Source organism: Brevibacillus sp. MS2.2, assembly GCF_013284345.1.
Classification (GTDB): domain Bacteria; phylum Bacillota; class Bacilli; order Brevibacillales; family Brevibacillaceae; genus Brevibacillus; species Brevibacillus brevis_C.
The window spans coordinates 67,363-93,916 of sequence record NZ_JABSUZ010000017.1 but is presented as its reverse complement, the minus strand read 5'-3'; the positions used below and the strand labels follow the sequence as shown (position 1 = coordinate 93,916).

At 50.0% G+C, this 26,554-nt stretch carries 25 protein-coding genes and 1 other annotated feature (1 of these 26 cut by a window edge); of the genes, 23 read left to right on the top strand and 2 right to left on the bottom strand.

Annotation, left to right across the window (positions count from 1 at the left end; genetic code table 11):
* Nucleotides 1–137 precede the first annotated feature (137 nt).
* The 10 genes from HP568_RS16775 (at nucleotide 138) to HP568_RS16730 (ending at nucleotide 11,695) form a co-directional block, all read left to right on the top strand.
* On the top strand, nucleotides 138–1,358 hold the full coding sequence (locus HP568_RS16775; RefSeq protein WP_048031824.1) for an anhydro-N-acetylmuramic acid kinase: 1,221 nt from the start codon (nucleotides 138–140) through the stop codon (nucleotides 1,356–1,358).
* A gap of 26 nt (nucleotides 1,359–1,384) precedes the next feature.
* Entirely contained in the window at nucleotides 1,385–2,920 is a 1,536-nt protein-coding gene (locus HP568_RS16770) for an ABC transporter substrate-binding protein (protein WP_173629684.1), read from the top strand.
* 72 nt (nucleotides 2,921–2,992) lie between these two features.
* Complete coding sequence (locus HP568_RS16765; RefSeq protein WP_048031826.1) at nucleotides 2,993–3,934, top strand: ABC transporter permease; 942 nt, start codon at nucleotides 2,993–2,995, stop codon at nucleotides 3,932–3,934.
* Nucleotides 3,935–3,949: 15 nt separating this feature from the next.
* On the top strand, nucleotides 3,950–4,783 hold the full coding sequence (locus HP568_RS16760; protein ID WP_048031827.1) for an ABC transporter permease: 834 nt from the start codon (nucleotides 3,950–3,952) through the stop codon (nucleotides 4,781–4,783).
* A 25-nt stretch (nucleotides 4,784–4,808) separates the two neighbouring features.
* Nucleotides 4,809–6,029: a serine hydrolase domain-containing protein gene (locus tag HP568_RS16755; RefSeq protein ID WP_173629683.1), complete on the top strand. Its 1,221-nt coding sequence runs from the start codon at nucleotides 4,809–4,811 to the stop codon at nucleotides 6,027–6,029.
* 18 nt (nucleotides 6,030–6,047) lie between these two features.
* A complete protein-coding gene (locus tag HP568_RS16750; RefSeq protein ID WP_048031829.1) occupies nucleotides 6,048–7,022 on the top strand; it encodes an ABC transporter ATP-binding protein in 975 nt (324 codons plus the stop codon).
* On the top strand, nucleotides 7,019–7,987 hold the full coding sequence (locus HP568_RS16745) for an ABC transporter ATP-binding protein (protein ID WP_048031830.1): 969 nt from the start codon (nucleotides 7,019–7,021) through the stop codon (nucleotides 7,985–7,987). The genes HP568_RS16750 and HP568_RS16745 overlap by 4 nt, the downstream gene beginning before the upstream one ends.
* 44 nt (nucleotides 7,988–8,031) lie before the next feature.
* Entirely contained in the window at nucleotides 8,032–8,940 is a 909-nt protein-coding gene (murQ, locus tag HP568_RS16740) for an N-acetylmuramic acid 6-phosphate etherase (RefSeq protein ID WP_048031831.1), read from the top strand.
* Between the two features lie 27 nt (nucleotides 8,941–8,967).
* Entirely contained in the window at nucleotides 8,968–10,383 is a 1,416-nt protein-coding gene (locus tag HP568_RS16735) for an FAD-binding oxidoreductase (protein ID WP_173629682.1), read from the top strand.
* Entirely contained in the window at nucleotides 10,376–11,695 is a 1,320-nt protein-coding gene (locus HP568_RS16730) for a (Fe-S)-binding protein (protein WP_173629681.1), read from the top strand. The genes HP568_RS16735 and HP568_RS16730 overlap by 8 nt, the downstream gene beginning before the upstream one ends.
* 36 nt (nucleotides 11,696–11,731) lie before the next feature.
* On the opposite strand, the gene HP568_RS16725 is transcribed toward HP568_RS16730, so the two are convergent.
* Nucleotides 11,732–12,976: a pyridoxal-phosphate-dependent aminotransferase family protein gene (locus HP568_RS16725; RefSeq protein ID WP_173629680.1), complete on the bottom strand. Its 1,245-nt coding sequence runs from the start codon at nucleotides 12,974–12,976 to the stop codon at nucleotides 11,732–11,734.
* A 60-nt stretch (nucleotides 12,977–13,036) separates the two neighbouring features.
* Nucleotides 13,037–14,068 (bottom strand): sporulation integral membrane protein YtvI, encoded by a 1,032-nt coding sequence (gene ytvI, locus HP568_RS16720; protein WP_048031835.1) that lies wholly within the window; start codon nucleotides 14,066–14,068, stop codon nucleotides 13,037–13,039.
* 263 nt (nucleotides 14,069–14,331) lie between these two features.
* Between ytvI and HP568_RS16715 the strand changes: the two genes are divergently transcribed.
* From HP568_RS16715 to HP568_RS16655, 13 genes are all read left to right on the top strand, one after another.
* Nucleotides 14,332–15,606, top strand: a complete 1,275-nt coding sequence (locus tag HP568_RS16715) for a cation:dicarboxylate symporter family transporter (RefSeq protein WP_173629679.1) — start codon at nucleotides 14,332–14,334, stop codon at nucleotides 15,604–15,606.
* Nucleotides 15,607–16,052: 446 nt separating this feature from the next.
* Nucleotides 16,053–16,961 carry an NUDIX hydrolase gene (locus HP568_RS16710; RefSeq protein WP_173629678.1) on the top strand — a complete coding sequence of 303 codons (909 nt, stop codon included), beginning with the start codon at nucleotides 16,053–16,055 and terminating at the stop codon, nucleotides 16,959–16,961.
* 24 nt (nucleotides 16,962–16,985) lie between these two features.
* Nucleotides 16,986–17,846: a TIGR02452 family protein gene (locus HP568_RS16705; RefSeq protein WP_048031839.1), complete on the top strand. Its 861-nt coding sequence runs from the start codon at nucleotides 16,986–16,988 to the stop codon at nucleotides 17,844–17,846.
* A complete protein-coding gene (pnuC, locus tag HP568_RS16700; protein WP_173629677.1) occupies nucleotides 17,843–18,556 on the top strand; it encodes a nicotinamide riboside transporter PnuC in 714 nt (237 codons plus the stop codon). The genes HP568_RS16705 and pnuC overlap by 4 nt, the downstream gene beginning before the upstream one ends.
* Nucleotides 18,544–19,602: a multifunctional transcriptional regulator/nicotinamide-nucleotide adenylyltransferase/ribosylnicotinamide kinase NadR gene (gene nadR, locus HP568_RS16695; RefSeq protein WP_173629676.1), complete on the top strand. Its 1,059-nt coding sequence runs from the start codon at nucleotides 18,544–18,546 to the stop codon at nucleotides 19,600–19,602. Before pnuC ends, nadR begins: the two co-directional genes overlap by 13 nt.
* A 41-nt stretch (nucleotides 19,603–19,643) precedes the next feature.
* On the top strand, nucleotides 19,644–20,231 hold the full coding sequence (locus tag HP568_RS16690) for a DUF1802 family protein (RefSeq protein ID WP_173629675.1): 588 nt from the start codon (nucleotides 19,644–19,646) through the stop codon (nucleotides 20,229–20,231).
* A gap of 33 nt (nucleotides 20,232–20,264) precedes the next feature.
* Nucleotides 20,265–21,245 (top strand): quinone oxidoreductase family protein, encoded by a 981-nt coding sequence (locus HP568_RS16685; RefSeq protein WP_173629674.1) that lies wholly within the window; start codon nucleotides 20,265–20,267, stop codon nucleotides 21,243–21,245.
* Between the two features lie 67 nt (nucleotides 21,246–21,312).
* Entirely contained in the window at nucleotides 21,313–21,792 is a 480-nt protein-coding gene (locus HP568_RS16680) for a GNAT family N-acetyltransferase (RefSeq protein WP_173629673.1), read from the top strand.
* A 234-nt stretch (nucleotides 21,793–22,026) separates the two neighbouring features.
* Complete coding sequence (locus HP568_RS16675) at nucleotides 22,027–22,464, top strand: RrF2 family transcriptional regulator (protein WP_048031845.1); 438 nt, start codon at nucleotides 22,027–22,029, stop codon at nucleotides 22,462–22,464.
* Between the two features lie 62 nt (nucleotides 22,465–22,526).
* Nucleotides 22,527–22,916, top strand: coding sequence for an IDEAL domain-containing protein (locus HP568_RS16670; protein ID WP_048031846.1), 390 nt, complete (start codon nucleotides 22,527–22,529; stop codon nucleotides 22,914–22,916).
* Between the two features lie 30 nt (nucleotides 22,917–22,946).
* A complete protein-coding gene (locus HP568_RS16665) occupies nucleotides 22,947–23,510 on the top strand; it encodes a thioredoxin family protein (protein ID WP_048031847.1) in 564 nt (187 codons plus the stop codon).
* Nucleotides 23,511–23,542: 32 nt separating this feature from the next.
* Nucleotides 23,543–24,748, top strand: coding sequence for an MFS transporter (locus HP568_RS16660; RefSeq protein WP_082195888.1), 1,206 nt, complete (start codon nucleotides 23,543–23,545; stop codon nucleotides 24,746–24,748).
* Between the two features lie 157 nt (nucleotides 24,749–24,905).
* Nucleotides 24,906–26,291: a VWA domain-containing protein gene (locus tag HP568_RS16655; protein ID WP_254551284.1), complete on the top strand. Its 1,386-nt coding sequence runs from the start codon at nucleotides 24,906–24,908 to the stop codon at nucleotides 26,289–26,291.
* Nucleotides 26,292–26,358: 67 nt separating this feature from the next.
* Nucleotides 26,359–26,554 (top strand) — a binding site (T-box leader); it runs 63 nt beyond the window's last position.

The following is a 26,554-nucleotide window of genomic DNA, read 5'->3' as shown; positions in this document are numbered from 1 at the left end:
CTTGTGCATGGTCGTTGTTTCAAGAAATAAAATTTACTAATAATCGATTGACTTGCGTAATTTTGCTACATATAATGAAAGCGATAACAGGAACGAATTTTTCAACGATTCTCGATTCTCAAATGGGGGCTTTTGACATGGATCAACCTGCAAAATTGCTCGATTATCGTGCGAAAAATGAGCATGTACTCATCGGTCTCATGTCGGGTACTTCGCTGGATGGCATTGATGCCGCACTTGTAGCGATCCGCACAGATGAACAGGGTGAGATCGAAAAGGTGACTCTCCGCGACTTTTTTTATATGCCATACTCCGATGACTTGCGTGAGTGGGTCATGAATCTGTGCAGTGTAGAAACAGCGAGAGTGGATCAGTTGACTGCGGTTCATTACGGCTTATCTGAATGGTATGCGTATGCGGTACAGCAATTGATGCAGAAAGCTGGAGTCACGACAGCCGAAGTAGACGCAGTCTGTATGCACGGACAAACCATTTGGCATATTGCTGGGCGCACGCCATTTCCCGGACCACAAGGAATAACAGAGGTCAGGGCGTCCTTGCAAATCGGCGAGCTGTCCACACTGGCAGAACGTACGGGTATACCGGTAGTGGGAAATTTCCGCGCTCGAGATCTGGCTGCTGATGGAGAAGGAGCACCGCTTGTTCCGTATGCCGACTATATTTTGTTCCGCCATCCCCAAAAAGGCAGACTGCTGCAAAACATCGGTGGAATCGCTAATGTCACATTACTACCTGCAAGTGCAGCTATCGATCAAGTCGTCGCTTTTGACACGGGCCCTGGCAATATGATCATGGATCAAATCGTTCAGCTCATGACCAACGGACAGATGAGGTATGACGAGGGTGGCAAGCTGGCCGCAGGTGGCACCGTCTCTTCAGTGCTACTGGAAAAATGGTTGCAGGACCCGTATTACCAGATCAAGCCACCGAAAAGCACAGGCCGCGAAGTATACGGCAAAGCTTTTGCCCAAGAGCTGTTCCGTGATGCGAATCAACTCGGGATTAGTCAAGCGGATCTGTTGGCAACCGTGACAGCATTGACTGCCACGACAATTGCGAACGCCTATGTGCAATTCGTATTACCAACAACCAAAGTGGAGGAAGTGATCGTCTCAGGGGGAGGCGCTCATAACCAGACGCTTCTCGCCATGCTGCAGCGTCAATTGCCGACTGGAATGACCGTAATGACGGCCCAGCAGTTTGGGATGCCTGATGATGCGAAGGAAGCCGTCGCTTTTGCCATTTTGGGTCATGAGACACTAATGGGACGACCATCCAATGTGCCATCTGTAACAGGGGCGAAGAGGGCCGTACCGTTAGGAAATATATGCTTCTAACATGAGATCAACAAGGGGGTAACATCGTGAAAAAACGAGTATTGGCAGGCTTTTTCCTATCATTGTCTCTCGTGCTTTCCGCTTGTTCTGGTGGAGGAACAGCACCCGCAGAGCAAGGCAAGTCAGCAGAAGGACAAGCAAAAACAGAACTGATTGTGGCTGCCGAGCAAGAGCCAGTGGGCTATGACCCGCATAAAGTTCCGGCGGCATCCAGTGTGCGCGTCTATGCGCTCATTTACGATAGCCTGACCAAGTTGGACGAGAACATGAACATCGTACCGAACCTGGCAGAGAAGTGGGAGATTGCGCCAGACGGAAAAACGGTCACGATGTTCCTGCAAAAAGGCGTCAAATTCCACAATGGCAAAGACATGACGGCAGATGACGTAAAATTCAGCTTTGAGCGAATCATGAACCCAGACACGGGTTCGATCGCGAAATCGTATTTTTCCAGTGTAGAAGCAATTGAAGTGAAAGATCCAACGACGGTTGTCTTCAAATTGAAAAATGCGGATGCCTCATTCGTTGCAAATACGGCAAGTGCCTATGCTTCTATCGTGCCAGCAGGCTCCACTGATCTGACCAAGGAAGCAATTGGTACCGGTCCATTCAAAATGGAAAAAAGTGAGTCGGGACAATTTGTCCTGCTGAAGAAAAATGCGGATTACTTCAATAAAGAACTGCCAAAAGTAGAGTCCATCAAGTTCCAAATCATGAAGGACGAGGCGGAGCGACTCGCTGCAATTCGCTCCGGTAAAGTTGACATCAGCATGGTGTCTGCTGATTCTGCGAAGCTTTTGGACGGCAAGCCAGGCGTACAGATCAAGAACTACCAATCCCTGGAGTACAGTTACCTGGGTATTAATGTAAACAAAAAGCCTTTTGACAATCCAAAAGTGCGCGAAGCGATCAGCTATGCCGTTGACCGTAACCAAATTATCCAGACTGTTTGGAAAGGGGAAGCGACTCTGACTGGTCCGATCGCTCCTGCGTTGACCAACTCGGCTTTGGACCCTGCTACTTATCCGACCTACAAAACAGATGTAGAAAAAGCGAAGCAATTGCTGGCGGAAGCGGGCTATCCAAACGGTTTCGAGACCCAAATCGAAACAGCAGCAACTTACCCAGATATGGTAGAAACGGCACAAGTGATTCAACAACAGCTCAAAGCAATCGGCATCAATGCGAAGATCAACCAGCTTGAGTGGGGGAACTACATCGATACGTGGAAATCCAAGGACATGAACTTGATGGTAGGGCGCAACACTTCTGGTGTAGATGCTGACCGTTCCATGCGCTTCTTCTTCTCGACAACTGGTTCAGCCAACGTGTGGAACTACTCCAACCCTGCCTACGATGAGCTGGTGCAAAAAGCACTGACGACCGTAGATCAGAGTGAGCGCAAAAAGCTGTATGACGAAGCACAAACCATGCTGGTAGCAGATGCACCAAACCTGTTCCTGGCATCTCCGAAAAATTACTACGCGGTTCGTGACAACATCGATTTCACGCCGTCCGCAGCGGGCGAAGTATACTCGCTGATCAAGACTTCGATCAAGTAATGTAGCATACGTGTGATGAAGGCTCCGCCAGAGGTTAGGCGGAGCCAAGTTTCTAAATATGGAGGGAAACTCGTGGGATCTTATCTAATCAAACGTGTCGCCAGCCTGATTCCCATCCTGTTTGGCATATCTGTTTTGATCTTCACGATCCTGCATCTGGTGCCGGGCGATCCAGCTTCCATCATGCTAGGAACGAATGCCACACCGGAAGCAATTGCGGCGTTGAATAAAAGCATGGGGCTGGATCAGCCGTTGATTAACCAGTACCTGCATTGGGTCACAGGAATCCTGCAAGGGAATTTTGGCGTATCGGTCCACACAGGAGAAGAGATTTTGCCCCAAATTCTCAAGCGTTTTGCCATCACCATGCAACTGACTGTATTTGGCGTTCTGATTGGGTGGGTACTCGCGATTCCGTTCGGGATTCTCTCGGCCATTCGCGCTCATTCCAAAACAGACATCGTGGTTCGTGTGTTTACATTGTTAGGCATTTCGGTGCCGAACTTTGCCATAGGGACCCTGCTCTTGCTCGGTTTTTCGCTTTATTTCAACTGGTTCCCGCCTATTGATGTGGTGAACTTCTGGGATGATCCGATCGAGGCGTTCAAAGTATTCATACTGCCTGCAACAACGATGGGGATTGTGGTGGCTGCTGGCGTGATGCGGATGACACGCTCTGCGTTTTTGGAAACGATGGACAAAGATTTTATTCGGACAGCGCGGGCCAAGGGTAACAGTAAGTGGACAATCGTTATGGGCCATGCGTTCCGCAACTCTTCGATCCCGATCGTTACGATCGCAGGTATGCAGATTGGTTACCTGCTGGGCGGGTCCGTGATCGTCGAGCAGTTGTTCTCGATTCCTGGTTTGGGCCAGTACATTCTGGAAGGAATTTATCAGCGGGATTATCCGGTTGTACAGGGAGGCGTTTTGTTCGTCGCTCTGGTGTTTGTCCTGGTCAATCTGCTCATCGACCTGATCTATACCTGGATTGATCCACGTATCAAGTATTGACAAGGGGAATGCGACATGAGCACATTTCGAAAGCGTTTTTTGGCGAATAAGACAGCCGTCTTCTGCTCCATTTTGCTGGCGTTGCTCTGTTTGACGGCAGTGCTGGCTCCGGTGTTGGCTCCGCATGACCCGACACAGATGTTTCAGGATCATCGGATGGAAGGCAGCTCGGGTGAGTTTTTGCTAGGTACAGACCAGTTTGGTCGTGATATTTTGAGCCGCATCATCCACGGTGCGCGCGTATCGCTGGTGGTCGGGCTTTCTGCCGTTCTTGTCAGCGCCGTTTTTGGTACGCTGTTTGGCTTGATCGCTGGCTACTTCGGGCGCTGGATTGACGGTTTTATCATGCGCTGTATGGACGTTCTGTTTGCTTTTCCGGAAATTTTGCTGGCGCTGGCGATTGTTGCCGCATTAGGACCAGGAACTTTTAACACGATCATGGCTATCGGGATCGTGAACATTCCGATCTTCACCCGGACGGTGAGGGGAGCGGTTCTCTCTATCAAAAGTTTGGAATATGTAGAAAGCGCTCGTGCCATCGGTGCGAGTACACCGCGTATCTTGTTTCAGGAGATTTTTCCGAATGTAACGGCACCGCTGCTGGTTCAATCATCTCTGGCGATTTCAGGTGCGATCCTGACAGAGTCGGCCCTCAGCTTTTTGGGCTTGGGGATTCAGCCGCCAGACCCGTCATGGGGCGGAATGATTTCAGAGGCGCGCCGCTACATGGAGCTGGCTCCGGGCATGATCATCTGGCCCTGTATTGCCATGACGGTGACGATTCTTGCATGCAACATGTTTGGGGATGCCGTCCGTGATATTCTCGACCCGCGTCATCGTGGGAAATAGGAACGATAGGCAGAGGTGAGAACGAATGAACGAGCAACAGATCAGAGAACGAATGGAGTCCAGTCTGGCGCAAGGGATTCATCAGGACATTTTTCCGGGAGGCGCTGTCAGCCTGCTGCGAAAAGATGCGCCTGCTGTGACAGTCTGCATGGGAAAAACAAGCGATGAACACGATGGAAGGCCGGTTCATAGTCAAACGCTGTACGATATGGCCTCTTTGACCAAAGTGATGGTGACCTTGCCGCTCATCCTCATCAGTGTGCAGGAAGGCAAGCTGTCGTTGACTGACTCCGTGACGACCTACCTGCCAGAATTGACGAGCGCCCACGATCAGGAACGCAAAGGGCAGATCAAAATCATTCACCTGCTCACACATACATCAGGACTTCCTGCATGGCGTCCGTACTTTTTGCTGGGGAGAAATCGGGGGGACTATTTGCGGTTGATCGCAAACGAGTCGATGCTGGATGACCCAGGGCGTAGCGTTGTGTACAGCGATTTGGGATTCATGCTGTTGGGCTTTTTACTGGAGCGCATCTGGGACGAGGAACTGGACGCACTTTCGAAGCGACTGATTTTTCAACCGAGTCGAATGCTTCATACGAGCTACTTGCCGCTGGAACAATCACGTCTGCAAGGAATGGACATTGCTGCTACGGAGAAGGGCAATGCCTTTGAACAAGAGATGGCTGTGACTTTCATATTGGAGCTGGCAGAAGCCAGAAATCCTTTGGCACTGGAATGGCAGCAAGCTTTGACCGGATACGGTTGGCGAGAAGGCGTTATTAGTGGCACTGTTCACGATTGCAACGCCCACTATGGCTTGGAAGGTGTCAGCGGGCACGCCGGACTTTTTTCCACCTTGGCTGATACAGAGCGCTACATGCAGATTTGGACGAGTGGGAAGGCTTCCGTACAGCTTGATCCGACGCTGTGTGCCTTGGCTACTCGCTCATTCACAGACCATTCGATTCATCGCAGAGGATTGGGGTGGATCATTTCCCCGACTGGCGGTTCCCTAGAACAGCTTGCCGCAGGTTGCAGTGGGGGAGACCTTGTTTCGGAACGCGCCTTTGGGCATACCGGCTTTACAGGAACGTCGATCTGGTCGGACCCTATGAGAGATGTGACACTGATTACATTGACAAACCGCGTGCATCCTGTCGCAAGCCCATTGATTGGGGCGTGGCGGACCGCTCACCATAACCGATTATTTTCTGTAATCAAACCTGACCGCACATCCTGATAAAAAGGGGGAGTACTCATGGCAGCAATGCTTACGATTGATGATTTGCGAACTTCTTTTATCCAAGCAGGCAAAAAGCTGACCGTGATCGAGGGTGTCAGTCTCTCTGTAGAGCCTGGTGAAACCGTCGGTGTGGTCGGTGAATCCGGATGTGGAAAAAGCGTGACTAGCATGTCCATCATGCAGCTCTTGGGACGGAATGTGGAGATGACCGGGAGCATCCGTTTTCAAGACAAGGAGCTGCTCTCACTTACGGATAAACAAATGCAGACGATTCGCGGCAATCAGATCGCGATGATTTTTCAGGAGCCGATGACTTCGCTCAACCCATTGCATTCGATCGGCAAACAGATCAGCGAGCCCTTGCGTCGGCATCTCGGACTGTCCAAACAGGAAGCCAAGCGACGGACGATCGAGCTTTTGAAAGAAGTCGGGATTCCGCGTGCCGATGAAATCATTTCCGACTATCCGCACCAATTGTCAGGCGGGATGCGTCAACGTGTGATGATTGCGATGGCGATGTCTTGTGCACCAAAGCTCTTGATTGCCGACGAACCGACGACGGCGTTGGACGTGACGATTCAGGCGCAAATATTGGAGCTCATGAAAAAAGTCCGGCAAGAGCAAGGCACTTCCATCCTGCTTATCACACATGACCTGGGAGTCGTGGCGGAGATGTGTCATCGCGTCATCGTCATGTATGCAGGTCAAATCGTAGAGGAAGCCGACGTCAAGCAGTTGTTTGACGAGCCAAAGCATCCGTATACGAGAGGGCTTTTGAAATCAATGCCTTCTGTCAGTGTCAACCAAGAGCGTTTGGATGCGATTCCGGGATCGGTGCCTCTTTTGAGCGAAATGCCTGTGGGATGTCGTTTTGCACCGCGCTGCTCACAAGTCATGGATATTTGCCGCGAGAAAAACCCAGAGCTTACGCCTGTCGCAGATAACCAAAAGTGCCGCTGCTGGCTGTATCGCGAGGAGGACGTGCAATGAGGCAACCACTGCTGGAAGTCAAATCATTGACCAAGCATTTCACGAGCAAGCAAGGATTCTTCGGCAAGGAGAAAGTCGTCCGTGCCGTCGACGGAGTCAACCTGACTGTTTATCCGGGTGAGACTGTCAGCATCGTAGGCGAATCGGGTTGTGGGAAGTCCACGACAGGACGATGCATCCTTCGTCTGATTGAGCCGACTGATGGAGAAATCTTTTTTGAAGGACAGGATATCCGCAAGCTCAATGAATCAGAGCTGCGCCGGGCTAGACGCAACATGCAGCTCGTGTTTCAGGACCCGTTTGCCTCGCTGAACCCGCGAAAAACAATCGGACAGCTTTTGGAGGACCCACTCATCATTCACGGCATCGGCAATTCAGTAGAACGCCGCAAGCAAGTCGAGGAGATGATCCAGATCGTCGGCCTCTCCAAGCAGCAGTTGGATCGCTTTCCGCATGAGTTTTCCGGTGGTCAGCGCCAGCGGATTGGAATCGCAAGGGCACTGATTTTGCGCCCGAAGCTGATTGTGGCCGATGAGCCTGTGTCTGCTCTGGACGTGTCGATTCAGGCACAAATTTTGAACCTGATGCAAGATTTGCAAAAGGAGTTCAATCTGACGTATTTGTTTATCTCGCATGATTTGAGTGTCGTCCGCCATATTTCGGACCGGGTAGCGGTTATGTATCTCGGAAAAGTGGTGGAGGTAGCGGATAAACAATCGTTGTATGAGAAACCAACACATCCCTATACACAAGCACTGTTATCAGCGGTGCCTGTACCGAATCCCCATTTGACGACCCAGCGGATCATTTTGGAGGGAGACCTGCCTAGTCCAGCGAATCCGCCGTCTGGCTGCACATTCCATCCGCGCTGCCGCCATTGTATGGACATTTGCAAAACGGTTGCTCCTGTGGCTAGCGAGGTATCAGCAGGGCACTTTGTCACTTGCCATATGGATCAGTCATGAAGTGAGCATGGGGTAGTAAGATTGAAAAGGAGGTTCGATAGAGCATGAATCTGGAGAACTTGCAAGCATTGACGACTGAAGGAAAAAACGAGGGCAGTAGTGATTTGGATCAATTGAGTGCCCGAGGCATTGTACAAATGATGAACGATGAAGACAAGAAAGTTCCTTATGCAGTAGAGCGCGTCCTCGATCAAGTATCCGATGCAGTAGAGGTCATCACACACGCATTGGAAAAGGGCGGAAGACTGTTTTACTTTGGTGCTGGAACGAGTGGACGTTTAGGGATATTGGATGCGTCCGAGTGTCCGCCGACCTTTGGTACTCAGCCTGAGCTCGTTCAGGGTGTGATTGCAGGCGGACCATCCGCAATGGTACGTGCGGTAGAAGGAGCAGAGGATTCTTTTGCATTAGGCCAAGAAGATGTGCATAAATACGGCGTGACCAAAAAGGATGTGGTCGTAGGTATCGCAGCCAGTGGACGGACTCCTTATGTACTCGGTGTTTTGGCGGAGGCACAGAAGATCGAAGCCAAGACAATTGCTGTCTCTTGCAACAAGCCATCGTACATCAATGAAGGCGTAGATGTAGCAATTAATGTCGTCGTAGGACCTGAAGTATTGACCGGATCGACGAGGCTCAAGGCAGGAACGGCCCAAAAGCTGGTGCTGAACATGCTGACAACAGCGACGATGATTCGCTTGGGCAAAGTGTACGGAAATCTGATGGTCAGCGTGCAGGCGACCAACCTCAAGCTGAAGGAACGAGTAAAGCGGATCATCATGGAAGTGACCGGAGCGAGTTACGAGGAAGCGGAGCAATTGGCTGATCAGGCAGACGGTGATGCGAAGACAGCCATTATCATGAAGCTGACCGGATCGAGCAGGGAAGAGGCCACTCGTTTGTTGAATGTTACCAATGGGAGAATCAGGGAAGCTATTCAGCAGTTGGACTAAGTTTTTGGGAAAGGATGGGGAGATCCCATGTTGCCAGAATCCATTCGCGAAGAGCTGCGTGCCATTGTCGGAGAGAAAAACTGTCTCGACAAACAGGAAGCATTAGTCGCCTATTCGTATGACGCGACGCCAATGCAGCAAGCATTGCCGGATGTGGTCGTCATGCCGAAGAGCACAGCCGAAGTCCAACAGGTCATGCGAGTTGCAGCACGACATCACATCCCGATTGTGACGCGTGGAGCAGGCTCCAATCTATGCGGCGGAACGATACCCGTCGGGGGCGGAATTGTCCTGGTGTTGAGCCGGATGAATCAGATCGTAGAGATTGACGAGCAAAATTTGACGATAACGGTGCAGCCAGGAGTCCGAACGGTCGACATTCATCAGGCGGTAGAGGCACTCGGTTTGTTTTACCCACCCGATCCAGGCAGCATGGTCATCTCCACGATTGGCGGGAATATTGCGCTTAATTCGGGTGGACTGCGCGGGTTGAAGTATGGAACAACCAAGGATTACGTGCTGGGTCTCGAAGCTGTGTTACCGAACGGTGAGGTCATCCGCACCGGGGGCAAGCTGATGAAGGATGTGGCGGGCTATGATCTGACGAAGCTCTTGGTCGGTAGCGAGGGCACATTGGCGATTATTACCGAGGCTATTCTCAAGCTGATTCCGAAGCCACAGACACAGCGGGTTATGCTGGCGATGTTCGCCGATATGGCACAGGCGGCGAGGTCTGTTTCTGATATCATTGCCAATCGCATCATTCCCGGCACGCTTGAATTTCTTGATCAGGGCACGATCCGTGTTGTCGAGGATTTCAAACAGATCGGGCTTCCGACAGATGTGGCGGCGATTCTCCTGATCGGTCAGGACGGAGAGCCGAAGACGGTCGATCGGGACATGGAGCGGATCGCTGCGATTTGCGAGAAGAATGATGCCGTCCAAATCAAGGTAGCGACGACAGCGGAGGAAGCGGATGAGGTAATGACTGCCAGACGCAGTGCGCTCGCCGCATTGTCACGGATGCGCCCGACGACCATTTTGGAGGACGCAACCGTTCCTCGTGCCGCAATTGCGCCGATGGTCGCGGCGATCCAAGAGATTACAGAGCGTTACGGACTGCAAATATGTACCTTTGGCCATGCAGGAGACGGCAATTTGCATCCGACCTGCATGACAGACGCTCGCAACACGGAAGAGATCGAGCGTGTCGAGCATGCCTTCGAGGAAATTTTCGCGGCGGCAATCGAATTGGGCGGAACGATTACGGGAGAGCATGGCGTAGGGATCGTCAAGGCACCGTATTTGGAGTGGAAAGTAGGAGCCGCAGGTATGGAGATCATGAAAGGCATCAAGCACGCTTTCGATCCTCACAATCTCCTGAACCCTGACAAGATGTTTGCCAAACAGTCCCGGAACAGAGTGGTGGTCCAGCGTGCTTAAAGAAGCCTTGGTAAATAAACTCGATTACGATGAATTGTCCAACTGTATGCGCTGTGGCTTCTGTCAGCCAGCCTGTCCGACCTTTCGGGAAACAGGTTATGAGGCAGCTTCTCCACGAGGTCGCATCGCCTTGATGAAAGCCGTAGCAGACGGCGTCATGGAGCCGGACAAAGATTTCGTCGACCAAATGAATCTGTGTCTCGGCTGCCGAGCATGTGAGCCGGTATGCCCTGCAGGTGTGCCGTACGGTCAGCTAATCGAGCAGACGAGAGAAGCGATCGAAGAGGTGCAGGAGCATCCATGGTGGGTCAAAGCCGTCCGCAAGCTCGCGTTTTTCCACCTGTTTCCTCATCAGAAGCGCATGTACCAGCTCGGTGGATTCTTGCGCTTCTATCAGCGCTCAGGTGTGCAAAAAGCCGTTCGCAAGCTGGGGGTGTTGTCCATCCTGCCTAAGCAAATGCGGGAAATGGAAGCGATCATGCCTGAAGCATCTGGGAAGGGTATCGTGGACTTTTTCGGTGGCACGGTGATTCCAGCCGTAGGCGAGCGCAAGTATCGTGTAGGAATGTTTCACGGTTGCATCATGGATGTTTTATTCCATGAGACAAATCGCAACACCGTGCGGCTTCTCAGTGAGGCAGGCTGTGAGGTCATCATCGCTCCAGACCAGGTGTGCTGCGGTGCTCTCCATGCACATAGCGGTGAGCGCGAACAGGCTCGCCATCTGGCAAGAAAAAATGTGGCTGCTTTTTACAAGGCTGACGTGGATATCATTGTATCCAATGCAGGTGGTTGCGGGGCAATGCTACAGGAATACGACCATTTGCTGGCGGAAGATGCCGAGTGGCAAGAGAAGGCACAATGGTTCGCAGCACGCGTGAAGGATATTAGCGAGGTGCTTGCACTCCTCGTCGAGCCAAAAGCATGGCAGTCATTGCCACAACGGATCACCTATCAGTCCTCCTGTCACCTGCGCAACGGGATGAAGGTGACAAAAGAACCAGTGAACCTGCTGCAAGCCATTCCGGGAGCCACATACGTACAGCTCCGCGAGGGAGATCGCTGCTGTGGCTCTGCGGGCATTTACAACCTGGTGCAGCCTGAGATGGCCGGGAGCCTTTTGGATGAAAAAATGAGTCATGTAGCGGCTACCCAAGCAGATATTCTCGTGACCTCGAATCCAGGCTGTCTGTTGCAAATGAAAGCAGGCATTCATCGAGCTGGACTGGAAGGAAAGATGGAGGCCGTGCACATCGTCGATTTATTGGCGCGTGTACAGCAGGAAGAGAAGCCCTTGTCTACCCCAGAGTAAGTGGGGATGACAAGGGCTTTTTCCGCTTAAGAGAGGCTAACTGTTTTGTGCTTTTTCCTGATCGTAGATATCCAGAGCGGCTTGAACGGCGCGCCCTGCGTGTACGCGGGCTCCATGCCGGATGAGAACTGCTTCCAACGCCCCTAGCACATGCAAAATATTTTTCTTCCGGCAGCTGTAGCCCATTGTGCCAATCCGCCAGATGGTCCCTTTTAGCGGCCCGAAGGAACTGGCTATTTCAATATGAAAATCTTCGAGCAGCATGGTTCGGACTGACTCTCCGTCCAGCCCGTCAGGAATTTTGATACAGGTCACGACAGGAAGCTTGCAACTCGGATCGCCGTAGAGCTGCAATCCCATCGCCAATACACCAGCGACCAAGGCTTGTTCATGCAAGCGATGTCTGGCGAATCTCGCTTCCAGACCTTCTGTGAGGGCAATGCGCACACCCTCGCGCAAGGCGTACAGCATCGTTGTCGCCTCCGTATGGTGGTTCAGCCGCGAAGGTCCCCAGTAATCCATGAGCTGGCTCAAGTCAAAATAGTTGCTGCGGATCGTTCGGGTTTGAGCAGATTTCGGAGCAGACGGATCAGCGAGTCCACGCTCAATTTTTTTCCGTTGGAGCAAGAGTGCTTCTACACGAGAATTAAACGTGATAGGAGCCATCCCAGAGGGGACAGACAAGCATTTTTGCGTGCCGCCAATACATGCGTCGATATACCAATCATCTACCATCACTTCTGTTCCGCCAATCGAAGCGACAGCATCGACGACAAATAGGACATCCATCTGGCGGCAAGCTTCTCCGATTTCTTTCAAAGGCTGAACACATCCGGTGGATGTTTCGCCATGAACCATTGCTACGATTTTGGGCTGAACCCGCTCGATTTCGGCAATGACGTCCTGCGGTTCAAAGACACTTCCCCAGCGCGTTTCCATCGTAATCACATCTGCGCCGTACCTTTCCGCAATCTCCGTAAGCAAGTGCCCGAATCGTCCATAAATGGGAACAAGCACCCGATCCCCTGATTCGATTATGCTACACAAAACAGCTTCAATGCCCGCCCGGGAGGTGCCATCAATAGGGAATGCCCAATGATTGGATGTCTGAAACAATTTCCGAAGCATCTCCATTGTTTCGTTCATGATGTTCGTGAATTCTGGATCGAATTGTCCCAAAATGGGTGAACCCATCACGCGAAGAACACTAGGCTCGGCCTCGACGGGCCCTGGCGTCATGATTGTCCGGTGTGAAGTGGTCAGTTCTTTGTATGCACTCATAAGCTCTCCCCCAGCTCTATCTATATCAACAGCCGCAGTACTACCGATCTTTTGTGCCCATCAAAAATCTATTTTGAAATGCAAGAAACCAGCTTTCCGCAGCGCCTCGTAAATGATGACGAGCGCTGGACCGAGTATCAGCCCGAAAAATCCCATCACCTGAAATCCGAGGAACAAGCTGACAAGTGCGGCCAGGGCGCTAATTCCCAGATTAGATGCGAGTACCTTGGGCTCAATAATGCGGCGGACGACCGTAATTACCAGGAAGATGACGATCAGGCCGATTGCCAAATAAGAGTTGCCCATCAAGAAGTTGTAAATAGCCCACGGGACGAGGAACGAGCCTGCGCCCAAGATGGGGAGAATATCGACGAAAACGATCATGAGCGAAATGACGGCTGCATATTTGACCTGCAAAATGAGCAATCCCAAAAAGGACAGCGTGAACGTCATTAGGCTCAAGATGATTTGCGCACGTAAAAACCCAAGGGTGGCACGGTTCAATTGAGAGATAACCACCTCGACCTTTTCACGAGCAGACACCGTGAACATTCTCATGAACCCAGCACGTAACTTCGGCAAATCGAGACTGATCAAAAACAAGGCAACCAAGTAAATAATTGTCGAGATCAAAAAGCCCGGAACGATGGCTGCCACACCGAGAATGCCTTTGGCAACCGTAGAGGCTGAAGTAAGCGCCCAGCTTTTCAGCCCAGCGAAGACACTCTGGATTTCCGAGACGGTTTCGGCAGGTAACGATTCATAGTAAGTTTCCCAGCTCATTAAATAGGACTCGACCAACTCAAAAATATGCTGCGAAAAAGCAGGTAATCGCTGAGCCAAATCAATTCCCTGAATCACGATCTGCGTGCCGATCCAGTACAGTACGATCCCAAAAGAAATGAGGAAAAGAAAAAAGGATGCGATTACCGCACTCATCCGATTCATTCGTAGCCTTTTGATAAGAAACAAGACGAGCGGCTCAACCAGAATTGCTGTTAACAGTGCTAGCAAAAAGGGGACGGAGTAAGGCAAAAGAAACAACCCGACTGCCAAAACCAGTAGCAGGATGATCATTTTCCGAATCGTCATGACTGCGCTCCATTCTGAATGAAAAATCGCTGTAAACTGATTCCCTTATTTTATCATTTTTCCAGAAACGAATACAACGAGCCCAATGATATCGCGAATTCTATAGAGATTATCAGAAAAAATAAAGAAATAAAAAGAATACAAAAAAGGGGAAAACACAAAAAAACATGATATGATGCTCACCTATATACCACTCAAGTTTGATGCATATAAGCATATCGTCTTGAGAGTCACATCTTAATCTTTCATAGCGAGGTGTCAGAATGAAGCGGTTTGGATTAGCGATGCAGATTGTCGTCGGTCTCATTCTGGGTATCCTGGTGGGTGCTATTTTTTACGGCAACCCGGCAGTGGCGACCTATTTACAGCCTATCGGTGATATTTTTCTCCGATTGATTAAAATGATTGTCGTTCCGATCGTTGTTGCCACGCTTATTGTTGGCGTAGCAGGCGTAGGAGACATGAAAAAGCTGGGCAAAATCGGTGGTAAGACAATTCTGTATTTTGAAATCGTTACCACGATTGCCATTATCGTTGGTCTTTTGGCGGCCAATATCTTTCAACCGGGTGTCGGCGTGGATCGAACAGTCCTTACGAAGACTGATATCCACACGTATGTAGATACTGCCGAAACGACACAAAGTCATGGCATGGTGGAAACATTCGTCAAGATTGTTCCTACTAACGTGTTTGATGCACTGGCTCGTGGCGACATGTTAGCTATTATTTTCTTCTCCGTTCTATTTGGACTTGGTGTAGCAGCTGCCGGAGAAAAAGGAAGGCCCGTTCTCAACTTCTTCAATGGGGTTGCAGACGCGATGTTCTGGGTTGTAAACACAATCATGCGTTTTGCTCCGTTTGGTGTTTTTGCACTGATTGGTGTTACCGTTTCCAAGTTTGGTTTGTCATCGCTCATTCCATTGGGCAAACTGGTTATTTTGGTTCACTTGGCAATGTTGTTCTTCATTTTGGTGGTATTGGGCATCATCGCACGTATCAGCGGAGTCAAAATCACTTCCATTCTGCGTGTACTGAAGGACGAGCTGTTGTTGGCTTACTCCACTTCCAGCTCCGAGACTGTACTGCCTAAAATTATGGAAAAAATGGAGAAGATGGGCTGTCCGAAGGCGATCACGTCCTTTGTTATTCCGACAGGCTACTCCTTCAACCTGGATGGTTCCACACTGTACCAGGCACTGGCTGCTCTGTTCATTGCGCAAATGTATGGTATTCACATGCCAATCAGCACTCAGATTACGCTGATGCTCGTACTGATGGTTACGTCCAAAGGGATCGCTGGTGTACCGGGAGTATCGTTCGTAGTATTGTTGGCTACCCTCGGCTCTGTAGGTCTCCCAGTCGAAGGTCTTGCTTTCATCGCCGGTGTAGACCGTTTGATGGATATGGCTCGTACGGTTGTTAACGTAGTAGGTAATGCGTTGGCAGCAATCGTGATCTCTCGTTGGGAAGGTCAGTTCGACAAAAAGAAAGCAGACGATTATGTTCAGGCTGTTAAAGCCGATCCGAGTGCTGCTTAATCTAAGCTATTAATAATTTTAAGAAGCCTCCTGTCAGTGAATAAGCTGGCAGGGGGCTTTTTGCTTTGGTTTGAAAAAGTAGCTGGGGTGGTGGGAAGAAGCGTATTTCCAGTCTACGCTTCGGCCTCCGCCCTGCTGTGGGTGAAGACTGTCCGCTTCGTAATAAATGGCGGGAGCGCTTCAAACGTAGAAAGTTTCGAGGAAGTAGTCCATAGGTGAAGCTGAAATTCCCCGCCATTTATTACGAAGCTGGGGCGGGCTCCAGAGGCGCTTGGACTGGAAATACGCTTCTTCTACGCGGCTTTTTTGCTAATTACCCAATACTCAAATTTTAATAAGTTGACACCAAAAACAGGAAAGAGTAATATGATACCAACAACTTGATAATAACATTTTGTTAATAACAAAAAGACAACAACAATTCAGCAGCAAAAAGAGGCGATTGGATGAAAGAAAAATCACATGTAAATAAACGAGGTCAAACCGAACTGGAGTACTTGGAGGCTTATGATGTCAGCCAATTCGAGCGACCGTCTGTGACAGTCGATATGCTGGTATTCACCGTGATGGATGAGCTGGAGGAGAATTACCGCAAGCTCTCGCCCAAGTCGTTGAAAATATTGCTCGTGAAGCGTGGGGAGCATCCCTATATCGGCCAATGGGCGTTGCCAGGCGGATTTGTTGCACCTGGGGAGAGTCTCGAGGAGGCAGCCAGACGCGAGCTGCGTACAGAAACAAACGTAGACGACATTTACTTGGAGCAGCTCTACACCTGGGGTGATGCGGGCAGAGATCCTCGGACATGGGTCATCAGCACATCGTACATGGCCTTGGTAGACAGCTCGTCTTTACAGCTACAAGCAGGGGATGATGCAGATGAAGCGGAGTGGTACCGCATCGAGGACAGGTGGGTGAAAGAAACGAAGACGGCGACTATTGACGGCTCCATTACTGAAAAATGGCTGGAGCTGCGCCTTGTACATGAGAGCGAAGAGCTGTCTGCCACCATTAAGATCACCAAAACAGTAACGGGTCGCACGATACGTGAGACACGCGAAATTGTAGAGACGAACAACATCGCTTTCGATCATGCCAAAATCATTCAATACGCACTGGAACGATTGCGTAACAAGATTGAATACACGGACATCGCCTTTGCCTTAATGCCGGAGCTGTTCACGCTAAGCGATCTGCAACAGGTGTACGAAGTGATTTTGGGACGTGAGCTGTTGGCTGCGGCATTTCGCAGGAAGGTAGCCGACAAAGTGCTGGAAACGAATCAATATCGAAAACATGCCGGGCACCGACCATCCAAGTACTTCCGATTTAACCCGGAATGGATGGATCAGGCGTAGCCCCGTACCAGGGAGGAAATCAGAATGAATCAGGGACACAATCGAAGCGTGCGCGTACGAATCGCGCAAGAGACGCTGCAAATCATAGAGCAGGGCTACTACGTGAACAGAGCGGGAGAAAAGAAGAACATTACGGAGGATCTAGCTGCTGCCATCAGCCAGTCAATCTTGTATCGTCCAAATGATTTGACAGCAAACACAGTGCCATTGCTATCGAATCAAGCAGCGGCTGCACAGTTGCGTGCCAAAGTCGAGGTAACCTCGGAATCCAGTCTGGATGCAGCCAAGCGCCTCGTCGTTCACGAGAAACGAGCAGATACCGTTTGCTTGAATTTTGCTTCCGCCAAAAATCCGGGCGGAGGTTTCCTTGGGGGAAGCCAGGCGCAGGAAGAGAGCTTGGCGCGTTCCTCCGGGCTGTATCCTTGCATCGTGCAGATGCAGGAAATGTACACCTATCATCGTCAGTTGAAAACCTGCTTTTACTCCGATTACATGATCTATGCACCGCGTGTTCCTGTGCTCCGCGACCAAAGCGATCAGCTTTTGCATGATCCATATCTCTTGTCTTTTATTACGGCGCCTGCTGTGAATGCAGGGGTTATTCGTGAGCGAGAGCCTGAAAATATCGCGAAGATTGGCCCTGTCATGAAGGAACGCATTCGAAAAATCTTGCGGGCAGCAGCCATTCATAACCACCGGACGATCATTTTGGGAGCGTACGGCTGCGGAGTATTCCGCAACAAAGCGGAGGACGTAGCAGATTACTTTGCGACTGTTTTGATTGACGAACAGTATGCACAGCTTTTTGACCACATCGTTTTTGCCGTCTATGACAATTCTGCGCGCCAGGAAAACCTGCGAGCGTTCAAGGAGAGATTCGCATGAATGCGAAAAGCACCCGCTTTTTAGCAGACTGGAATTGGTTTGAAAAAATTTGGCTCATTTCGTTTACACTCGTTACCCTCTATTTGTATTTCGCATTGGATGATACATTCATCGGCTTGATCGCCTCCTTGACAGGGATGCTGAGTGTCGTGCTCGTCGCCAAAGGCAAGACGTGGAGCTATTACCCGGGTATCATCAATGTGGTTTTGTACGCGTTCGTCGCCTATGGGCAAAAGTACTATGGCGAAGTGATGCTGAATCTTCTCTATTTTTTGCCGATGCAATTCATTGGACTCTACCTGTGGCGTAAAAACCGCGTGTCCGAAGTGAAACAAAATGATGTCATGATTACCGTTTTGTCAAACCGAGCACGCATCTGGTGGACGATCTTGAGCGTCATTGCAACGATTGCCTACGGATTTGTATTGAAGCAAATGGGCGGTGCCTTGCCTTTTGTCGATTCCTTGACGGCTGTGCTCTCCGTCATCGCGATGCTTTTCATGGTGAAGCGTTTGGTCGAACAGTGGGTGGTCTGGATCATCATTGATTTGTTCACGATCTACATGTGGCTGGTGGCGTTTTTGAAGGACGGAAGCGATATCTCGATGCTGGTCATGTGGTCCGCTTATTTGGTGAATGCCATCTACGGCTTGATGAACTGGGTAAGACAGTATCGCAAGCAAAGGGAGGAGCAGACATGGGGGGCGTAGGCTTCATTGGTGGAAAATTTTTGCCACTGCATCAGGGACATGTATACGCAATTACACAGGCGGCTTGCCGCTGTGACGAGCTGTACGTCGTTCTCTCGCACAGCCCGACTCGCGACCGAAAACTGTGTGAAGAGGCAGGGATCAAGGCCATTCCCTATGAAGTGCGCTTGAGATGGCTGTCCACACTGGTCAAGGACATGGAAAATGTCCGCGTACTGGCAGTCGAGGATCATGCGGATAGCGACGAGAGCTACGATTGGGAGGCAGGAGCAGTGGACATCAAGCGCAAGATCGGGAAAAAAATCGATCTGGTTTTCAGCTCCGAGTCCACCTATGATCCGATTTTTCGCCGTTTGTACCCGGAGGCAGCGCACATCATACTCGATGAATCGCGCAGCCAAGTGCCGATTTCCGCTACCCAAATTCGCCAAGAAGGGGTCTACACCCATTGGCAGCACATCCCTGCTGTTGTTCAGCCCTATTTCGTCAAAAAGGTAGTAGTGGTAGGAACAGAGAGCTGCGGGAAATCGACCTTGACCCGTTATCTTGCGAAAATCTACAACACCGTGTTTGTCGAGGAGTATGGGCGCACCATCTGCGAAGAGGTCGGGGGCTGCGATACGATTTTGACACCGGAGTATTTCCCGCATATCGCGTATGGACACAAAATGAAAGAGTACGAAGCGCTCCAGAAAGCCAACAAGCTCTTGTTCATCGATACCGAAGCGATTGTCACCCAGTTTTACTCCGAACTGTACACCGGGCAAACCTTCCCTGTCCTGGACCAGGTTGCCGAAGAGCAAGCGTATGATTTGTGGCTGTTCATGGAGCCAGATGTCGCGTGGGTGGATGATGGACTGCGTGTGCACGGAGAGGAGCCAGTACGCCTACACAATCATGAAAAGCTGCGCCAGATGCTGGATGAGCGTGGAATAACCTACGTGACACTGCGAGGAAATTATGCCGAGAGACTGCAAGGAGCTATGCAGCATGTCGATCAACTGTTGAAGACGACTTCTCAACGAGCTGGAATTGGGCTAGACTGAAGTCATCAAACGATTCTGACAGTAGAAGGGAGACGTGCTGCATGCAGTCGATCGTACAGCCGCTATCCCCCCTTAGCTTGAAGGAATGGGCAGTCGCCGTCAAAGCACTTGGAGAAGGTGAGCAGATCATCACGATCCGTAAGGGTGGATTATACGAAGAAACACGAGAATTCCGCTTGGAAAATAATCAATTTTATTTGTATCCGACCTATGAGCACCAGAAGCGCGACATGGTAAAGGCAGACTACCAACACCTGTTGGACGCGACCCTCGAAGGCTGGACAATGGACAAGAAGAGCGTGATGATTGAATACTTTGCCGAAGTAACCGATGATGTTGAACTGATGGACGATGCCAAGCTGCGTGCGCTTTCGCCCTTCCACATCTGGACGGATAATTTCGCAGATGTGCGCTTGCATTGGAAGAAAAAACAGCCGCTGCACATTTTGTTCGTGCGGATGTATCGATTAGAGCATTCGGTAGAAATCCCGATTGACGCTGCTTATCAAGGCTGCAAATCTTGGCATGATCTATTGGTGGATATTCCGCGAGCTGCGTTTACCCCTGTGCTTTCCGACGAGGAGTTTGCAGCGAAAAAAGCTGCGATCATGACCATTCTGCAAAGCTAACCATGTCATTCCAATCTTGTCTGGAGGGTTCTCATGAAAGCGATCTTGGTAACGGAATTAGGCGGGCCGGAAACAATGAAATATACCGAAGTCGAGATGCCGAGCATGTCACCTACACAGGTCCTGATCCGCGTCGAGATGACCAGTGTCAATTTTGCCGATATCAAATCACGATATGGAAAAAAGGGAGCAGCCAAGCTGCCGTTTATCCCGGGACTCGATGCGACTGGTGTGATTGAACAGGTGGGGGCAGAGGTGCATAGCCTGAAGGTGGGACAACGAGTCATCGCATTTCCGGCCAACGGATCGTACGCCGAATATATCGTGGCGGAAGAGAGCTTGACCTTTGCACTGCCAGATCAAATCAGCACGGAAACAGCAGCGGCTTGCCCAGTCGTGTCATTTACTTCGTACCAGCTATTGGCGAAGGTTGCCCGCATTGCCAAAGGGGAGACCGTACTGATTCACGCTGCGGCAGGCGGAATCGGAACCACGGCCATTCAATTAGCCAAGCTGCTGGGAGCAGGACGTGTCATTGGCACAGTTGGTAATGAAACAAAGGCGAAAATTGCCTTGTCAGCCGGTGCCGACCATGTCATTTGCAATGATCGCGAAGATTTTGTGGAAAAGGTACGTGCGCTGACGGATGGTGCGGGAGCCGATGTCATTTTGGACTCGATTTCCGGAACGGTGAGCGAGCGTAGTCTCGAGTGCCTCGCTTGGTACGGCCGACTCGTCCATTTTGGCAATGCCAGCGGTGAAATCGGTCAGATCAAGACGATCGATCTGCATGCAAGCTGCCGTTCTGTATTAGGCTTCAGCTTTGGTACGACACGCAAGCTCCGTCCACACTTGTTGCAGAATACAGCCAAGCAAGTCTTGGAGTATTTGGCGAATGGTCAGCTCGACATCAAGATCGGCAAGCATTTTGCATTGGAAGAAGCAGCAAGTGCCCATGCGTTGGTCGAGAGCAGGGCGAGTACGGGAAAAGTACTGCTGGATGTGCGTTCGTAACGATGTGGAGCCCTTGCTGACTCAAAAGCGAGGGCTTTTTCTTTAGCATTTTGGAGAGGTGATTGTTATGCAGATGATTTCAACAAGCGAACTGGACAAAAATGTCATCACAGAATTTTTCATCAAACACTGGGGAAGTCCGCAAATGGTCATCTCCAGTGGCGTCTTCCAATGCGATGCGCTGGACGGCTACGCAGTGAAAGGGGAAGATGGTGCAATCAACGGATTTATTTCCTATGTACTCGAAGATCAGGAATGTGAAATCATTTCCTTGGACAGCGTGACCGAAAACAAAGGAATCGGGACCGCCCTTCTCTGTCAAGTAGAGCAGACCGCCAAAGAAAAAGGCTGCCACCGCATGAAGCTCGTCACCACCAACGATAACCTGCACGCCATTGGCTTTTACCAAAAAAGAGGCTATCAGCTTCACGCGCTGTACATCAATGCCGTGGACAAAGCCCGCCAAATCAAACCAGAAATCCCCCTCATCGCAGACAACGGCATCCCTATCCGCGATGAAATCCTTTTTATAAAAAAACTTATTTAAAAAAGCCTCGCAGAAGCAATAGCTGTCCGAAAAGCGCAGGTACATGTTTGGAAGGAGACCGCCCGAACGAAGTGAGGAAAAAGGCGACTGGAAAACATGTGCCTGCGCTTCCCCGCGACCACCGCAGAATGAAAGCCTCCGGTTTTTTAAAAAGTTTCCCCCCACACAATTGTTGACATTCGTAACTGTACGAATTATTATTACAGTACTCTTCGCAAGGAGGCCGTCTGTGACGTGAATAGTGAATTTACCATAGCTGTTCACAGCTTGGCGTTGTTGGCTCATATCCCAGAGCATATGGCAAGCAGTGAGCTCATCGCAAAAAATGTATGTACGAATCCTGCCAGAATTCGCAAAATCATGAGCATTCTACGTAAGAACGGATTTGTGAAGACCAAAGAGGGAATTGGCGGCGGTTATATACTCGCGTGCGACCCGAATGAGGTCACCTTGGCTGAGATATATCGTTCGATCTCGAACGGTACGCTGAAGCCGCACTGGTGTTCGGGAGATCCGCAAGAAGCGTGTCAGGTTTCTGCGAATATGCACGGAGTCATGGATCAGATTTTTACCGAAGCAGAGATGTACTTCACGAAGTATTTGGAACAAATCACGATCCAGACCGTATTAGATAAAGTTCGTCAAGGATGTCAGGAGAATTCGCAACAGTAACCATACAAATTTTTAACGTGGAAACTGTAATAAATTCCGTTACAATTAGGAGGTGCACGAGAATGAATCGAGATGAGTTATTGGAAGTCGGAGAATGGATATTGGGCAAAACCAAATTCGGCGAATTAGTTCAAGGCTTCGTCGAAACAGATGATTCATTGCGAGGTACCGCGAAAGTTTATGTGGTTCATTGCGACAACGAAGAGACGATCGGCAAGCAGGTGGTGATTCCAAGACAGTGGATGGAACGCATTCCGGTAGGTTCTTTTGATGATGAAGAGCACATGCATGATCTAATCGACCTCGCCCTCGCAACCAAAGATAGAGAGTGGTTTATGGACCTGACTGCCAAGGCAAGCACCATGAAACAGACGTCAGGGAAAGAAGCCCGCAAAACAAGAAGCTCTTCCATTCGCAATCGCTTGGGAACTTCTGCTATTTGGGAGCAATAATTTTTCACTATACCGAGAGGAGTACGGAGTATGTCTAACGTGAATCATAACAGTTGGTTTGAAAAAGGAATGAGCTTTGCTGCGTACAAAGAAAGCATGAACGTCAACAAAGAAGAGCTGTCCCGCGTATACGATCAGCTCACATTTACTGACGAGGATCTGGCTGTCTGGAAGGACCTCTCCCAGCGCAATTGGAAAGGGGTCGTGCTGACCGCAGACTGGTGTGGGGATGCTTCCTTGTGCGTTCCTGTCATTCAGCGAATTGCCGAGGAAAGCAACATCGAATTGCGCTTTCTTATCCGTGACGAAAATCTGGAGCTGATGGATCAATACCTGACCAATGGCACAGCACGTGCGATCCCGATCTTTATTTTCCTCGACCAGGATGGCTACGAGGCAAGAGTTTGGGGACCGCGTTCTCCAGAAGTGCAGGAAATGATTACGACGGCCCGGGCAGGATTGCCTGCTGCTGACGCTCCTGATTTTGAGGAGAAGCAAAAGGAGCTGTACCGCAGCTTCAAGCAGACGATTTCAACAGACCCAGCCATTTGGCGCACGGTGATTGAAAGTGTGAAAGCGAAGCTGCAAGGCTAAAGAGAAAAATCTATAAGGATAGGACTGGATAAATGAATATGAATGCACAAGAGAATAGTCAGCGACCGATTCTCTTCCTGATGATCAACATGTTTATTGCCATGCTGGGAATTGGCTTGATTATTCCGATTTTGCCCGAGTTTCTCAAAGAGTTCGGCGCGGGTGGGGAGACGGCTGGATACTTGGTGGCGGCCTTTGGTGTGACCCAATTTCTTTTTTCTCCGATTGCGGGGGAATGGTCGGATAAGTACGGTCGTAAAATCATGATTGTAATGGGACTTGTCCTGTTTACGATCTCCAATCTGGTCTTTGCCTTGGCTGAACAGACTTGGGTGCTCTACCTTTCTCGTCTGATCGGCGGGATCGGGGCAGCAGCGATGATTCCGTCCATGCTGGCGTATGTAGCAGACATTACGACAGAGGATAAACGTGGAAAAGGACTGGGGATGCTCGGAGCTGCCATGTCGCTCGGATTTGTTATCGGGCCTGGTATTGGCGGATTTTTAGCAGAGCTTGGCTTGCGTATGCCGTTCTATATTTCCGCGGCAGTTGGTGCGGTAGCCACACTCGGTTCCATCTTTTTCTTGTCAGAATCACTTCCGAAGGAAAAGCAGCTTGTGGCACGAAACGCCAAAGAGAAGCAGGAAAACATCTTCGTACAACTCGGCAAGTCATTTCAATCGTCTTATTTCATCATGCTGGTACTGGTCTTTACGATGACGTTTGGCTTGGCGAACTTCGAAGTTATCTTCCCGCTGTTCGTCGATGCGAAGTTCGCGTATACTCCTCGTGATATTTCCATCATTATCACAGTGGGAGCACTTGCTGGTACGATTGTGCAGGCAGCGCTGATCGGCAAGCTCATTACTCGTTTTGGCGAGAAGAAGCTCATTAACTGGACGTTCTTCTTGTCTGCTGTATCGATGGTGATGATGCTCTTGTCCGGTAACTTCTGGTATATGCTGATTATGACGGTTATCTTCTTTACCCTGACGTCGATTATGCGTCCGGCGATCAACACGCTGATCTCCAAGCGAGCAGGGGATGAACAAGGCTTTGTAGCAGGGATGAACAATGCCTATATGAGTCTGGGAAATATTTTTGGCCCAGCAGTGGCAGGTACGCTGTACGGGGTTCATTTGAACGCACCGTATTTGTTCGGCGCGATTATCCTGGTTCTCAGCTTGTTCTTGTCGCAAGTGGAAAGCCGTCGCAGCGTGAAAAGGGCAGTGGCTTAAAAATTTTTGTAAGCGGAAAAGAGTAGCGCAAAGTGTGGAAACGCTTTGTGTTGCTCTTTTTTTTGTTATAGGAAAAACGGCCTACATCTTTTATAATTTGTTCGAATTGGAATGATTTAGCATAATGTAGGGTGGAGTAAGAGGAGGGGGAAGCTTTTTGAAGAAATGGGCATCGTTTATTGTGTTTCTTATGCTAGTGATGACCGGCTGTACAGACGCTGATCCTGCGCAAAAAGACACTGCTGCGACACAACAAACCGCAAACATGCAGGAGCAGACGAAAACGTCTGATCAGACAACTTCAGATACATCCATACAAACGCAGGCCAGAGAGCCGCTGCCGCCTGTCAAGCGAGAGTTGACGGCATTTGAGCTCGCATTGGCAAACCAGGTGGTGGGGACGTATGCTGGCGAGAATTACGATGAAGAGAAGGTCAAAAAAGAATTGGATAAGCTCCCAGCTACACTTACTTCGGAGCAATATCTCGATGAACTGCTGAAATTACTCGGAGAGGACTACCGCCCGTTTGTACTCGCGTTTGCGAATTTTGATTCCAGTGTAGACGTTCACTTGCAGCGTCCGACTGAGGAGATTACCTTGCCGGAAACGCAAAAAACGCATTTTGCCTTGCTAATTGATGCGAGTGGCAGCATGAAAGGAAAAGTCGGCAAAAAAACGAAGATGGAGGCAGCTCGAGAGGCGATTGACCAATTTGCGTCAGTCCTTCCCAAAAACGCGACGATTTCTTTACGTGTATATGGGCATAAAGGAAGCGGCAGTGACCAAGACAAAGCGTTATCATGCGCCAGTACAGAGACCTTTTATTCGGAGACGGGTTATCAGAAGGAAGCATTTCAACAAGCATTGGGCAAAGTACAGCCAGCGGGCTGGACACCGATTGCAAAAGCGCTGCAAGCGGTGCAAGAAGATATTCCTGCCGGGACAACCGAAACATTCGTGTACGTGGTGAGTGACGGGATCGAAACGTGCGGAGGAAATCCCGTAGAAGCAGCAAAAGCACTGAACCAGTCGAGTATAAAGACCGTAGTGAACATTATCGGTTTTGATGTTGATAACGAAGGGCAGCGTATGCTCAAGCAAGTGGCGGATGCGGGAGCGGGGACATACATAACCGTGCAGGATGAAGAGGCTTTGAAAAAGCACCTTCGGGGCGAATACGACAAGCTCAAGCAAGCTTGGTATGCGTGGAAGGAAAATGCCAAAGAAGACGCACTCAGTCAAAAAGAAGCGAAGAAAAAACTCGCTGAAGATACCAAGGAAAAAGTAAAAGCGTTGGTGGAGGAAGAGAAACAAAGATTGCTGGACGCCAGGGAATATTTGAAAAAGAGATTTAACGGAAAAGGTGGAATTATGGATACAGATAGTGCCATTATCGACCGGAAGCAGGAAATATGGCGATACGCTGTGGATACAGGCAATGGGCTATGGAGAGATTCCGTTGACAATGGCAATCAGGAGTGGCGTGAAGTCATTGAGGAAGGACAACAAGGGGTTCGGGACGCAAACGACAAAAGACCTTGACTGTAATACGCTTGCTTGACATTTTTTTGAAACCAGTGTAAAAAATAAAGTAACGAAAATAACACCAACAAATTCATTGACGAGAAAGAGTAAGCTAATCCCCTTGTTCCCCAGAGAGTTGGCCCTAGTGCTGAAAGCCAACGTTCAAGACTTAGCCGAAAATCCTCTCCGAGAAGGAAAGCCGAAGCATTTGGAGTAAGCTGACCCGGAATCCCACCGTTACAAGGGACGCGTATGATGGTACGTAGTAGAGGTGCCGAAAT